Source organism: Streptomyces sp. NPDC046831, assembly GCF_040645305.1.
GTDB lineage: Bacteria > Actinomycetota > Actinomycetes > Streptomycetales > Streptomycetaceae > Streptomyces.
The window spans coordinates 48,964-62,160 of record NZ_JBEYXZ010000026.1; the positions used below are offsets into that span (position 1 = coordinate 48,964).

Annotated in this window: 13 protein-coding genes; 2 read left to right on the plus strand and 11 right to left on the minus strand. The window is 74.8% G+C overall.

Going from position 1 to position 13,197, the window contains the following annotated elements; all coding sequences use genetic code 11:
• Nucleotides 1–149 precede the first annotated feature (149 nt).
• From ABZ920_RS21625 to ABZ920_RS21645, 5 genes are all read right to left on the minus strand, one after another.
• Complete coding sequence (locus ABZ920_RS21625; protein WP_361507278.1) at nt 150–1,532, minus strand: APC family permease; 1,383 nt, start codon at nt 1,530–1,532, stop codon at nt 150–152.
• Between the two features lie 467 nt (nt 1,533–1,999).
• Nucleotides 2,000–3,040: an NUDIX domain-containing protein gene (locus ABZ920_RS21630; protein ID WP_361507281.1), complete on the minus strand. Its 1,041-nt coding sequence runs from the start codon at nt 3,038–3,040 to the stop codon at nt 2,000–2,002.
• 208 nt (nt 3,041–3,248) lie between these two features.
• On the minus strand, nt 3,249–3,443 hold the full coding sequence (locus ABZ920_RS21635) for a hypothetical protein (protein ID WP_361507284.1): 195 nt from the start codon (nt 3,441–3,443) through the stop codon (nt 3,249–3,251).
• Nucleotides 3,444–3,616: 173 nt separating this feature from the next.
• Nucleotides 3,617–3,820, minus strand: a complete 204-nt coding sequence (locus tag ABZ920_RS21640; RefSeq protein WP_361507287.1) for a hypothetical protein — start codon at nt 3,818–3,820, stop codon at nt 3,617–3,619.
• Nucleotides 3,821–4,138: 318 nt separating this feature from the next.
• Nucleotides 4,139–5,089, minus strand: a complete 951-nt coding sequence (locus ABZ920_RS21645; RefSeq protein WP_361507290.1) for an ROK family protein — start codon at nt 5,087–5,089, stop codon at nt 4,139–4,141.
• 203 nt (nt 5,090–5,292) lie between these two features.
• On the opposite strand from ABZ920_RS21645, the gene ABZ920_RS21650 reads away from it, so the two are divergent.
• Nucleotides 5,293–6,342 carry a LacI family DNA-binding transcriptional regulator gene (locus tag ABZ920_RS21650; protein ID WP_361507293.1) on the plus strand — a complete coding sequence of 350 codons (1,050 nt, stop codon included), beginning with the start codon at nt 5,293–5,295 and terminating at the stop codon, nt 6,340–6,342.
• 23 nt (nt 6,343–6,365) lie between these two features.
• Here ABZ920_RS21650 and ABZ920_RS21655 read toward each other — a convergent pair whose 3' ends face one another.
• From ABZ920_RS21655 to ABZ920_RS21675, 5 genes are all read right to left on the minus strand, one after another.
• Nucleotides 6,366–7,670, minus strand: coding sequence for an aldolase/citrate lyase family protein (locus ABZ920_RS21655; protein WP_361507295.1), 1,305 nt, complete (start codon nt 7,668–7,670; stop codon nt 6,366–6,368).
• A gap of 162 nt (nt 7,671–7,832) precedes the next feature.
• On the minus strand, nt 7,833–8,795 hold the full coding sequence (locus ABZ920_RS21660; protein WP_361507298.1) for an electron transfer flavoprotein subunit alpha/FixB family protein: 963 nt from the start codon (nt 8,793–8,795) through the stop codon (nt 7,833–7,835).
• 56 nt (nt 8,796–8,851) lie between these two features.
• On the minus strand, nt 8,852–9,637 hold the full coding sequence (locus ABZ920_RS21665) for an electron transfer flavoprotein subunit beta/FixA family protein (RefSeq protein ID WP_361507301.1): 786 nt from the start codon (nt 9,635–9,637) through the stop codon (nt 8,852–8,854).
• Nucleotides 9,638–9,879: 242 nt separating this feature from the next.
• Nucleotides 9,880–10,389 carry a flavin reductase family protein gene (locus ABZ920_RS21670; RefSeq protein WP_361507405.1) on the minus strand — a complete coding sequence of 170 codons (510 nt, stop codon included), beginning with the start codon at nt 10,387–10,389 and terminating at the stop codon, nt 9,880–9,882.
• Between the two features lie 223 nt (nt 10,390–10,612).
• Entirely contained in the window at nt 10,613–10,954 is a 342-nt protein-coding gene (locus ABZ920_RS21675) for a thioredoxin family protein (RefSeq protein ID WP_361507304.1), read from the minus strand.
• Nucleotides 10,955–11,292: 338 nt separating this feature from the next.
• Here ABZ920_RS21675 and ABZ920_RS21680 point away from each other — a divergent pair, with 338 nt between their 5' ends.
• On the plus strand, nt 11,293–12,012 hold the full coding sequence (locus ABZ920_RS21680; protein WP_361507307.1) for a lysophospholipid acyltransferase family protein: 720 nt from the start codon (nt 11,293–11,295) through the stop codon (nt 12,010–12,012).
• A gap of 66 nt (nt 12,013–12,078) precedes the next feature.
• Here ABZ920_RS21680 and ABZ920_RS21685 read toward each other — a convergent pair whose 3' ends face one another.
• Nucleotides 12,079–12,774, minus strand: coding sequence for a phenylalanine--tRNA ligase beta subunit-related protein (locus tag ABZ920_RS21685; RefSeq protein ID WP_361507310.1), 696 nt, complete (start codon nt 12,772–12,774; stop codon nt 12,079–12,081).
• Between the last annotated feature and the right edge of the window lie 423 nt (nt 12,775–13,197).

The following is a 13,197-nucleotide window of genomic DNA, read 5'->3' on the forward strand; positions in this document are numbered from 1 at the left end:
CATCCCGGGAGCCCTGGAGGGCCGTCGGCGAACCGCTCCCCCGCGCCGGCCGCCCGCACACCGGTGTGACGGCGTGACGGGGACGGCCGGCCACCGGGCGGCGCGGGCCTTCCACCGCGCCGGGCCCGACAGCCGGGTCCGCGCGAGGCCTACGAGACCGACGCCCCGCCCGGACCCGCCCCGCGCGCCGGGTCCGGCGCGGTGGTGCCGGCAGCCCTGGACCGACGCACGGCCGCGACGCCGGCGAGGACCACCGCGACGGCCAGCACGGCCAGCCCGCGGAGCCACACCTCGGCCTCGATCTGCGTGGCGAGCGCGACACAGGACAGAGCTCCGAGCACGGGCAGCGCGGTCGGGGTGCGGAAGTGGTCCCCCTCCCCCGGATCGCGGCGCAGCACGAGCACGGCGGCGTTCACCACGAGGAAGACCACGAGCAGCAGCAGCACCAGGGTGGACGCCAGAGCGGCGACACTGCCGGTGAGCGCCAGGAGCAGCGCCGGTGCGGTGGTCGCCACGATCGCGGCCCAGGGCGTACGGCGGCCCGGCAGCACCTTGGTCAGCGCCGACGGCAGCAGCCCGTCACGGGCCATCCCGAAGGCGAGGCGGGAGGACATGATCCCGGTGAGCAGCGCGCCGTTCGCCACGGCGACGAGCGCGACGGCACTGAACAGCCGGACCGGCACGCCCCCCGCCGCCTTCACGACCTCGAGCAGCGGCCCGCTCGACGCGGCGAGCCGCCCGGTCGGCACGGCCGCGGACGCCACGATCCCCACGAGCACGTACACGGCTCCCGCGGTGGCCAGCGCGCCGAACAGCGCACGCGGATAGGAGCGGCGCGGGTCACGGGTCTCCTCGGCGACGTTCACGGAGGTCTCGAACCCGACGAACGAGTAGTACGCCAGCACCGAGCCGCTCAGGACGGCGGTGGCCGCCCCCTTCTCGGGGGTGCCCAGCCGGGTGAGCCGGCCGGGGTCGCCGTCGCCGCGCAGCAGCAGCCACGCCCCGAGCGCGACGATCAGGACCAGGCCGCCCACCTCGATGACGGTGGCCACGACGTTGGCGCGGGTCGACTCCTTGACGCCCCGCGCGTTCACCAGGGCGAGCAGGACGAGGAAGACCACGGCGACGAGTGCGACGGGCAGCGTGACGAACGCCGACAGGTAGTCGCCGCCGAAGCCGCGGGCCAGTGCGGCGACGGAGACGACGCCCGCCGCCAGCATGCAGAAGCCCACCACGAACCCGGCGAACGGCCCGAACGCCCGCGTGGCGTAGTGGGAGGCCCCGCCCGCCCTCGGGTACTTCGTCGCCAGTTCGGCGTACGAGGAGGCCGTCAGCAGCGCGAGCACCAGCGCGACGAGCAGGGGCGCCCACACCGCCCCTCCGGCGTCCGCGGCGATCTGGCCCACCAGGACGTACACCCCCGCTCCCAGGACGTCGCCCAGGATGAAGAAGTACAGGAGCGGGGTGGTGAGGGCCCGCGCGAGGACCGGACCGGACGCCGCCGCCGGCTGCTGTTCCTTGACTGTCGACATGTCGCCTCGTCTGTCCCGCCTGGCCGAAACCACGCGCTGGAGCGGACGTGTTCTCCGTCCATGGGGCTCCGCGTGCCGCGGCAGCGGTGTGCGGGACGCCCGGGCCCGCCGGCCGGGCGGCCGCCGCCCGTCCCCGCCCACGCGCCCGTCGCGCCGCCGCCGGCGTCCTCCCCGGCACCCGTCCGGTGCGTTCCCTCGTCGTCGCCTCACCGGCTCCCGCCGTTCGGCGACCGCCCCTCCTCCAGGCGCCTGCGTACCTCTTCCGGCTTGTCCCCGACCTGGTCCGTGCCGTTCCTCCCGGGGCCCGGAACCCTGTCCGAACCCTGGGGCCTGCCCGGTTCCTGAGCCCGGTGGCGCGCCGTGCTCGGGCGCGCCCTCACCAGGTTCACCCGGAGCGGGGGCCCGGCCCGTCGTGTCCGCCGCCGCGGGACGGGACGGCACACCGGCCGTGCGGGCGCGCCGCCGGCTCAGCCGACCGGCACGCCCCGTTCCAGGTACAGCGCCGCCCCGCGCTCCCGTGCGCGCAGTGCCCAGCGCAGCCGTTCGTAGCGCACCGGCGGCAGCAGGTCGGCGGCCTCCCGTTCGGTGACGAAGCGGCAGTCGCGCAGCTCGGACCCCGGCAGCACCAGGCTGCCCGCCGCGGCCGGGTCGAGCCGGCCGCCGTCGAAGAGCAGGCGCAGGCCGCCGTAGCCGGGCGGTGCGGGCGCCTCCCAGTCGACGACGAGCAGCCTCGGCACCTCCCCCAGCCGTATCCCGGTCTCCTCGGCGACCTCGCGCATCCCCGCGCGGGCCGGGGCCTCGCCGGGCTCGACGACGCCCCCGGGGAACTCCCAGCCGGCCTTGTAGGTGGGGTCGACCAGGAGCACCCGGTCCTGCTCGTCGAAGAGGAGCACCCCGGAGGCGAGCGTCTCGGCGGTGGGCTCCGCGGTCTGCACGATGTCGCAGACGGGCACGGTGCCGTCGCCGAGCGCCCCGGCGATCCGGACGGCCGTCTCGTACGGGGTCAGCGCGCTGGTGTCGACGAGGTGCGCGTCGGCGGTGAGCCAGGAGGCGACGGCGGCGCGGTAGGGCTCGATGTGGTCGTAGGACCACTGGCGAATCCGCATCTCGCCGTCCGGCAGGTCCGGTGGGACGTCGCGGCCGGCTATCCGCTCGCGCAGGATCGTTTCGGCCGGTGCCAGGAGGATGTGCCGGACGGCGATGCGGCGGGCGGCGAGGCCGCCGAAGATCTCGTCGCGGTACTCCTGCCGCAGCAGGGTCATGGGGACCACGAGGGTGCCGCCCAGCTCGGCGAGCATCGCGGCAGCGGTGTCGATGACGAGCCGTCGCCAGATCGGCAGGTCCTGGAAGTCGCCGGCCTCGGCGAGGCGCTTGGGCGGCAGCAGGTGCGCGAGCGCCCCGCCGACGATTTCGGGGTCGAAGAGCGCGCTGTTCGGGATCAGCTCGATCAGTTCCCGTGCGGTCGTCGTCTTACCCGCACCGAACGCACCGTTGATCCAGACGATCACGAGTCCCCCTCTGCTGTTGACCCCCAGTGGCTTGCCCGCTCCACCCTGCCACGGAAACCAGCCCCAGTTGAGGACGCGCTCACGACGGCGCCGGTGCCCCTCAAAGGGGGCACCGGCGCGTGGTGCGGACGGTCGGCCCGGCGCGCGCGGGCGCCGGCCCGTCATGTGGGGGTCGCCGGACCGTCATGGGGGGCGGGCGGTCGGCCCGTCAGTCGAGCTGCTCCAAGGGGCTGTCCGGCAGCGCGAGGCTGTCGGGGCTGACGGTGTGCTCGACGGTGCCGAACGCGTCCTCGACGTCCACCGCGCCGAGGGCGTCGTGGCCGGCGGCGTGGGACGGGGTGATCGCGGCCACGACGAACCCGGTGGCGAGGGAGGCGAGGGCCAGCATGCTGCGCTTCTTCATGACCGTCTCAACCGCCGCGACGGCCCTCAGGTCACGCTCCCGCGGGCGGAACCCGGCCACCTCGTCCTTCCCGCCGCGGCTCGGGAGCCCCCGGTGCACCGTCGGGCGCCGTGGAGGAAGCCGGTCAGGTCAGGTGAAGGTACCGGTGAGGTCGGGGTCGCCCCCTCTGGGGATCACGCGCGCGTGCCCCCGCGGCGGGCGAGCAGGGCGACGGCGCCCAGCAGCGCGAGCACGACCCCGGTGAACCACGTCATCGCGACGGTCAGGCTCGTGTACCGCGTGGCGAGGCCGAGGCCCACGGGCAGCACCGCCAGGCCGAGGCAGGACACCAGGAACAGCCCCGCCAGGGCCTCCCCGCGCCGGGCCGGTGCGGCCATGGCGGCGACGGACGCGGCCGCGGACTCGAAAGCACCCCGCCCCCGCGTCGGCGGCGATGCCGCCCAGCAGGAACACACAGGGCGGGGGTGTGCACACCGGCCGCGAGGACGGCCACGCCCGCGGCCCGGGCCGGCAGCCCGGTGACGCGGCGGGCCGGCGCGCCCAGCCGGCCGCGGCGCGTACGGAGGCGGCGTGGAACCGCACGAGGTCGCAGCCCGGCCGCCGTCAGGCTCCCACCCCCGCCGGCTCCCGGCGCCCGCCAGGCCCCGGCCGGGCGTCGGGTCGCGGCCGGGCGCCCCGCCGGCTCCCGGCGGCCGTCACACCCCAGCCGCCGCCCCCGCGCGCCCCGTCAGCGCGGCCGCGGCCGCCCCGACCAGCCCCGCGTCCGTGCCCATCTGGGCCGGCACCACCGTCAGCCGCCGCACGAAGGACAGGGTCGCGTACTCCCGCAGGGCCCGGCGCAGCGGTACGAAGAGCACGTCGCCCGCCTTGCCCACTCCCCCGCCGACGACGGCGACGTCGATCTCGACCAGGGTCGCGGTGGCGGCGATCCCGGCGGCCAGGGCCTGCGCGGCGCGCTCGAAGGACGCCACCGCGACCGGATCCCCGGCGCGGGCCGCCTCGGCCACCGCGGCGGCCGAGGTGTCGCCGTCGGGGCCCGGACGCCAGCCGTTCCCGATCGCCCGGCGGGCGATGTTGGGACCGCTGGCGATGCGCTCCACGCAGCCCCGCGCGCCGCAGGGGCACGGGTCGCCGTCGAGGTCGACGCTGATGTGGCCGATGTGGCCGGCGTTGCCCGTCGGGCCGGGGTGGAGCCGGCCGTTCAGGACCAGGCCGCCTCCGACCCCCGTGGAGACCACCATGCACAGCGCGTTGTCGTGGCCCCGGGCGGCGCCCTGCCAGTGCTCGGCCGCCGTGATGGCGACGCCGTCGCCGATCAGCTCGACGGGCAGGCCACCGACCGCGGCGCGGGCCCGCTCGACCAGCGGATAGCCGCGCCAGCCCGGCACGTTCACCGGGCTCACCGTGCCCGCGGAGGCGTCCACCGGGCCGGCGCTGCCGATGCCGAGCGCCGTGACACGCCCCCACAACGGCGACGCGGTCAGCTGGGCCAGCACCTTCTCGACGGCCCGCATCACGGTGTCGCCGTCCTCCTGCGCGGGCGTCGCGCGCTGCGCGCGCGCCAGGATGCCGCCGTGGCCGTCCACCAGCGCTCCGGCGATCTTGGTACCACCGATGTCCAGCGCCGCCACGAGATGGGTGTGCATCAGAGTCAGTTCTCCCCGTCAAAACCTTGAGAAACCACGAAGAAGGCGCAGGCCGGTCTCGCGGTGGGGCGCAGGCCGGAGTGTGCGGTGGACAGTCTCTCCCGGCCATGACAACGTTGTCCAGGCTCTATGCTCGACGCCACAATCCCATACCACCCCATGGATGGCCGCATCCGCGTGGACGACAGACAGGACAGCGCATCGTGCCCGAGACCGCCCGCCAGGGGGAGCGCCTCCCCGGAAGCCGCTACGGCAACCGCCCGACCATGAAGGACGTGGCCGCACGCGCCGGTGTCGGCCTGAAGACCGTCTCCCGCGTGGTCAACGGCGAGCCGGGGGTCACCCCCGACACGGAGCGGCGCGTCCAGGAGGCCATCGAGGCTCTGGGCTTCCGGCGCAACGACAGCGCGCGGGTGCTGCGCAAGGGCCGCACGGCGAGCATCGGCCTGGTCCTGGAGGACCTCGCCGACCCGTTCTACGGTCCGCTCAGCCGCGCGGTCGAGGAGGTCGCCCGCGCCCACGGCGCACTGCTGATCAACGGCTCCAGCGCGGAGGACCCCGAGCGTGAGCAGGAGCTGGCGCTGGCGCTGTGCGCGCGGCGCGTGGACGGGCTGGTCGTCATCCCGGCCGGTGACGACCACCGCTACCTCGAGCCGGAGATCAGGGCGGGCGTGGCCACGGTGTTCGTCGACCGCCCGGCCGGGAAGCTGGAGGCCGACGTGGTGCTGTCGGACAACTTCGGCGGCGCCCGGGACGGCGTCGCGCACCTGATCTCCCACGGCCACCGCCGGATCGGCTTCATCGGCGACATGCCGCGCATCCACACCGCCGCCGAGCGGCTGCGCGGCTACCGGGCCGCCATGGAGGACGCCGGGATAGCAGTCGAGGACGCCTGGATGTCGCTGGGTGTCACCGACCCGGAGCGGGTGCGCCGGGCCGCCGAGGAGATGCTGTCCGGGCCCTGCCCGGTCACCGCGATCTTCGCGGGCAACAACCGCGTGACGGTCACGGTGATCCGCGTCCTGGCCGAGCGGAGCCGCCGGGTCGCCCTCGTCGGCTTCGACGACATCGAGCTCGCCGACCTGCTGCGGCCGGGCGTCACCGTCGTCGCGCAGGACGCCGCGGCACTCGGCCGGACCGCGGCGGAGCGGCTGTTCCGCCAGCTGGACGGCTCCCTGACGGCCCCGGAACGCATCGAACTGCCGACGCGGCTGATCACCCGCGGCTCCGGCGAACTCCCGCCGGCGGACTGAGCGGACCGGGCGGCGCCCGGCTCTCACCGGCCGGGCGCCGTGGTGTGCCGCCGCCTCCTCGGCGCGGCGAGGCCCTCCAGGTCCGCACCGGTCAGGCCGGCCGCACGGCTCACCTCGTCGGCGTCGAGGGCCCCGCAGTCCAGGCCGCGCAGCAGATGGCTCGCCAGGGCGCCGGCGGTGGCGGGCTCGTCCATGACGTCGCCGCCGGCCCGGTCGACGTAACGGGCCAGCCGGGTCGCCGTCTGCTCGAAGCCCTCGCGGTAGAAGGCGAACACGGCGGCGTACCGGGTCGGGAGGTGGCCCGGGTGCATGTCCCAGCCCTGGTAGTAGGCGCGGACCAGGGCGCGGCGGACGAGCCCGTGGTGCAGCCGCCAGGCGGCGTGGACCTGCTCGGGCGGGCCGACCGGCAGGACGTTGGTGGAGCCGTCCGAGACGCGTACGCCGGTGCCCGCGGCCGCCACCTGCATGACCGCCTTGGCGTGGTCGGCGGCCGGGTGGTCGGCGGCCTGGTGGGCGGCGGAGACGCCGAGGGCGGCGCTGTAGTCGAAGGTGCCGTAGTGCAGCCCACTGGCGCGGCCCTCGGCGGCCTGGATCAGCCGGGCGACGGTGGCGGTGCCGTCGGCGGCGAGGACGGCCTGGCTGGTCTCGATCTGGATCTCGAAGCCGAGGCGCCCGGCCGTGAGCCCGTGGGCGTTCTCGAAGGCCTCCAGGAGCCGGACCATGGCGGTCACCTGCTCGGGACAGGTCACCTTCGGCAGGGTCAGGACCAGTCCCCCGGGCAGGCCGCCGGCCTCCATCAGGCCGGTGAGGAAGATGTCGAGGGTGCGGATGCCCCGGTCCCGCACCGGCGCCTCCAGGCTCTTCATCCGGATGCCCGTCCAGGGCGCGGCGGTGCCGGCGGCGCACGCCTCGGCGATCAGCCGGGCGGCGCGGGCGGCCGCCTGGTCCTCCTCGGCGTCGGGCCGCAGGCCGTAGCCGTCCTCGAAGTCGACACGGAGGTCCTCGACGGGTTCGCGGGCGAGCTTGGCGCGTACCCGGTCGTACACCGGTACGGCGAGTTCCTCGTCCAGGCCGAGAACGGCGGCGAAGGCGGCGGCGTCCGGCGCGTGCTCGTCCAGGGCGGCGAGGGCCTGGTCTCCCCAGGAGCGGGGGGTGCCGGCGGCGAAGGCGTCGCCGGGGACGTAGACGGTGTGCACGGGCCGGCGGGTGCCGGGGTCGCCGGGGTAGCGGCGCTCCAGTTCGGCGTCGACGGGCGCGAGGGAGGCGCTGATCTCCTCGGTGACGGCGCCCGCGAGGCTTCTCGAGACCTTCTCCCGGACCTGGCCCATGCCGGCACCCTCCGTGTCCCGCCGCCCACCTGATTCAACAATCTGTTGAACGACAGTAGTGCCGGGTCCTCGCGCGGGTCAACACCCCCGCCGCCCGCTCGGGACACGCGAAGGCCCCCGTGACCGGGCGGTCACGGGGGCCTCGCACCGTGTGCGGGGAGGTCAGCCCTTGCGGGCCTTGATCTCCTCGGTCAGCTGCGGGACGACGTCGAAGAGGTCGCCGACCACGCCGTAGTCGACCAGCTCGAAGATCGGGGCCTCGGCGTCCTTGTTGACGGCCACGATCGTCTTGGAGGTCTGCATGCCGGCCCGGTGCTGGATCGCGCCGGAGATGCCGTTGGCGATGTACAGCTGCGGCGAGACCGACTTGCCGGTCTGGCCGACCTGGTTGGTGTGCGGGTACCAGCCCGCGTCCACGGCGGCGCGCGAGGCACCGACGGCCGCGCCGAGCGAGTCGGCGAGCGCCTCGATGATCGCGAAGTTCTCCGCGCCGTTGACGCCGCGGCCACCGGAGACCACGATCGCGGCCTCGGTCAGCTCCGGGCGGCCCGTCGACTCACGCGGCGTGCGGGCGGTGACCTTGGTGCCGGTCGCCTGGCCGGAGAACGTCACCGACAGGGCCTCGACCGCGCCGGCGGCCGGGGCGGCCTCCACGGCGGCCGAGTTCGGCTTGACCGTGATGACCGGCGTGCCCCGCGAGACGCGGGACTTGGTGGTGTAGGAGGCGGCGAACACCGACTGGGTGGCCACGGGGCCCTCGTCGCCGGCCTCGAGGTCGACGGCGTCGGTGATGATGCCGGAGCCGATGCGCAGCGCCAGGCGGGCGGCGATCTCCTTGCCCTCGGCGGAGGACGGGACCAGCACGGCCGCCGGGGAGACCTGCTCGTAGGCGGCCTGCAGGGCGTCCACCTTCGGCACGACCAGGTAGTCGGCGTACTCGGGGGCGTCGTGGGTGAGCACCTTCACCGCGCCGTGCTCGGCGAGCGCGGACGCGGTGTTCCCGGCACCGGCGCCGAGGGCGACGGCGACGGGCTCGCCGATGCGGCGGGCCAGGGTCAGCAGCTCCAGGGTGGGCTTGCGGACGGCGCCGTCCACGTGGTCGACGTAGACGAGAACTTCAGCCATGGGAACGGAATCTCCTTGCGGATTGCGAAGTCTGAGGGGCGGTCAGGCTGGGAGCCTTAGATGAACTTCTGGCTCGCGAGGAACTCAGCGAGCTGCTTGCCGCCCTCGCCCTCGTCCTTGACGATCGTGCCGGCGGTGCGGGCCGGACGCTCGGCCGCGGAGTCGACCTTCGTCCAGGCGTTCTCCAGGCCGACCTCGTCGGCCTCGATGTCCAGGTCGGACAGGTCCCAGGACTCCACCGGCTTCTTCTTGGCCGCCATGATGCCCTTGAAGGAGGGGTAGCGCGCCTCGCCCGACTGGTCGGTGACCGACACGACCGCCGGAAGCTGGGCCTCGAGCTGCTCGGAGGCGGCGTCGCCGTCGCGGCGGCCCTTGACGGTGCCGTCCTCGACGGAGACCTCGGACAGCAGGGTGACCTGAGGGACGCCCAGGCGCTCGGCGAGCAGGGCCGGGACGACGCCCATGGTGCCGTCGGTGGAGGCCATGCCGGAGATCACGAGGTCGTATCCGGCCTTCTCGACGGCCTTGGCCAGCACCAGCGAGGTGCCGATGGCGTCGGTGCCGTGCAGGTCGTCGTCCTCGACGTGGATGGCCTTGTCGGCACCCATGGACAGGGCCTTGCGCAGTGCGTCCTTCGCGTCCTCCGGGCCCACGGTCAGCACGGTGACCTCGGCGTCGTCCGCGTTCTCCGCGATCTGCAGGGCCTGCTCGACCGCGTACTCGTCCAGCTCGGAGAGCAGACCGTCCACGTCGTCGCGGTCGACGGTCAGGTCATCGGCGAAGTGCCGGTCGCCAGTGGCGTCGGGCACGTACTTCACAGTGACAACGATCCTCAAGCTCACGCCGGCTCTCCTACTGCATCGTCATTTCAGTGCTGGCCTTCTTGCAAGGCAGCATAGGCGCCTCAAGCGGCCGATCCCGGTCGGGGCGACCCCGCGCTCCGGTCGAAACATTACTCGCCAGTACACCCAGTTCGTGCCCGCTAAGCAAGCGCTTTGAACTGTGACCTTCGCAACGCAGCGTAACCGGAACCCGCTTCCGTCGCAGGCGGGGGCGGCGAGCCGCGGCAGGTGCGGTGCGGGGCTCAGTCGCGCAGGGCGGTGAAGCGGCCCTGGTGGTACAGCAGGGGCCGCCCGGCGCCCTCCGGGTCGCCGACGACGACCTCCGCGAGGACGATGCGGTGGTCCCCGGCGGGGACCCGCGCGACGACCCGGCAGACCAGCCAGGCCAGGACGTCGTCGAGCACGGGCACACCCTCGGGACCCTCGTGCCAGGCGGTGGGCGCGCCGAAGCGGTCGGCGCCCCTGCGGGCGAAGGTCGCCGCGAGGTCCTGCTGGTGCTCGCCGAGTATGTGCACGCCGACGTGGCCGGACTGCGCGATCACCGGCCAGCTCGAGCCGCCGGTGCCGACGCCGAAGGAGAGCAGCGGGGGCTCGGCGGAGACCGAGGTGAGGGAGGTGGCGGTGAAACCGACCGGGCCGGAGCCGCCGCGCGCGGTGATCACCGCGACCCCCGCGGCGTGCCGCCGGAAGACGGAGCGCAGGAGGTCGGGGGACGCGAGGCGGGGGGTGCCGAGTCCGGGCGTGGCCGTCATGGAGTTGTCCTTCTTGCTGGTACGGACGAGCGGTGATCGGTCGGGGGTGGTCAACGGCCCCGTCCGCGTGCTGCCGCGGCGCGGACGGGGCCACCCGTGCGACGGCGTGCCCGCCCGGGGAGAAGGAGTTCCGAAGACATACGGGCAGGCTGACGACAGGCGGCCGGGGCAGTCAAGTCGCCCTGGGAACGTGGGACACGTCTCACCGTCACGGGCACGGGGCTCACACCGCCTCCCCCAGGGCCGCGACGACGTCGGCCCTGCGCGGCTGACCGGCGGCACGGCGCACGACCCGGCCCCCGGCGTCGAGCACCAGCACGGTGGGGGTCCTGACGATGCCGAGCGCGCGGACCAGCTCCAGCCGGGCCTCGGCGTCGATCTCGACATGCGCCACCCCGGGGACCATCGCGGCCACCTCGCCGAGCACCCTGCGGGTCGCCCGGCAGGGGGCGCAGAAGGCACTGGAGAACTGCACCAGCGTGGCCCGCTCACCCAGGTCCGCGCCCAGCTCCGCCGGGCCGAGCCGCCCGTCCCGGTCGCCGTCGTCCCGCCCGCGCACCCGCACTCCTCCCGCTCCGCCGCCCTGGCGGTCGCACCCGGCGCCCGCTGTCGCGCGCGCTCCGCTCCGTCGTCATCGGTCCGGTCCTGCCGGCCCTGCCCCGCTTCAGCGCGCGGACGCCCGCGCGCATTCCCGCCGGCGCGGCCGTCCGCCCCGTACCGGTGGCGGCCCTGACCCGGATGCCCGCGCACCCGTGTGACGTGACGAGAATCTCGCCGCCCGGGGGCACGCGGGCTGGCTACCCGGCCGTTCTTGGGGCACGATCTGCGGGAACCGTAAACCTACGGCTCCGTAACTTCCGCCGGGAGCCCCTTCCCCGGCAGAGAGAAGGGTCCACTCCGTCCATGGCAGAGCTTGTCTACCGTCCCGTCATCGGTCTCGCCCGCACGATGTTCAAGGTGTGGGACCTCAAGATCGACTGCCGGGGTTCGGAGAACATCCCGCGCTCGGGCGGCGCCGTGCTCGTGAGCAATCACATCAGCTACCTGGACTTCGTCTTCGACGGCCTGGCGGCGCTCCCGCAGAAGCGCCTCGTGCGCTTCATGGCCAAGGAGTCCGTCTTCCGGCACCGGATCTCCGGTCCGCTCATGCGCGGCATGAGGCACATCCCGGTGGACCGCGCGCAGGGCGAGGCCGCCTACGCGCACGCACTGGACTCCCTCAGATCCGGCGAGGTCATCGGGGTCTTCCCGGAGGCCACCATCTCCGAGTCCTTCACCCTGAAGAGCTTCAAGTCGGGCGCCGCCCGCCTGGCGCAGGAGGCGGGCGTGCCGCTCGTCCCCATGGCCCTGTGGGGCACCCAGCGCCTGTGGACCAAGGGGCACCCGCGCAACTTCAAGCGCAGCCACCTGCCGATCACCATCCGGGTGGGCGAGGCGCTCGAAGCCTCCCGCGACCAGTACGCGGGCGCGATCACCCGGCGCCTGCGCGAGCGCGTCCAGGAGCTCCTGGAGACCGCGCAGCGGGCCTACCCGGGGCGCCCCAGGGGCCCCGAGGACACCTGGTGGCTGCCCGCCCACCTCGGCGGCACGGCCCCGACCGCGGATCAGCTCCGCACGGCGTAGCCGGGCAGCCGGACGCGTCGCTCGGTCCGGTGGCGGAGCAGCGCGGTCCGGGCGGGGCCGGGTGCCTCAGGAGGCCGCCGGCCGGACCGTGACGTCCGCGCCCGGGCTGAACTTCTCCAGCAGCTCCGCGAGTTCGGCGGCCGCCGCCTCCGCCTCGGCGACCGGGAAGGGCGGCAGGGTCTCCAGCAGGAAGATGCCCGACGTCGTCCGGTCGGTGAGCCGGGTGCGCGGTCCCTGGCGCCAGTTCCAGCGGCGGCACGTCACACCGGAGCCGTCCCGCCAGACGACCTCACCGGCGTCGGGGTGCTCGACGGTCTCCACGCCGCCGGAGACGGTGAGGAAGTCCTCGTCCCCGGTGGCACGCACCAGGCGCATGCCGCCGTCGACGCGGTCGAGGTCCTCCCCGCCGACGGGCACCAGGTGGGCGACGCTGATCGCGTTGTAGACGTCGACGAGCACGTTGACGCGGGGCAGGCCGGCGTCCGTCAGGGCCCGCCTGGCCAGCGCCTCGGCCGAGTTGCGGGTGCGCGACGGCTTGGCGCCGAACGCCGTGTACATCTCGCGCCAGGCCGCCGTGTGCGGGTCCTCCTGCGGCGTGCGCCCGGCCAGGCGGGCGGCGAGGCGGCGGGCCGCGTCGTCGAGCAGGGCCGAACTGGCCTCGGTGCTGGGCCCGTTGACCAGCCCGCGCGCCTCGACGGCGACGTGCGTGAAGCCCGGCGCCAGTGCGCGCACCTCGTCGGACACGGTGAGCTGGATCGTCATCTGCCTCGCCTCGGAGTGCGTGGGGAGCGTCTGCCGCACGGCCGCCGGCCGGACGCGCCGTCGGGGCGCCCAGCGCGGCCGGGTGGGGCCCGGTCCGGTCCAGCCTACAGGACCGGGCAGTGCACCTTGCTGGACTTCGGGGGGAAGGGAAAGCGGTCACCCAGGGGCCGGTGAGACCCCCGCGTGACCGCGTACCGCTGTGTGAGGACGCCCGGCCCAGGGCCCAGGTCATTGTCAGCGAAGTCCCGTCGTCCGCCCGGAGGACGGGCCTTGCGGCGTCCGGTGCGTGCTCTCGGCGTGCCGGGCGGAGTCCCTCGTGCGGGATGTACTCGGGACTTCGCCCGGTGCGGCGAGCGGGGGACCCCCTGCTCGAGCGAAGCCGAGAGCTCGGGGGAGCGTGCATGGCGTCGCGCGGCAGACGCG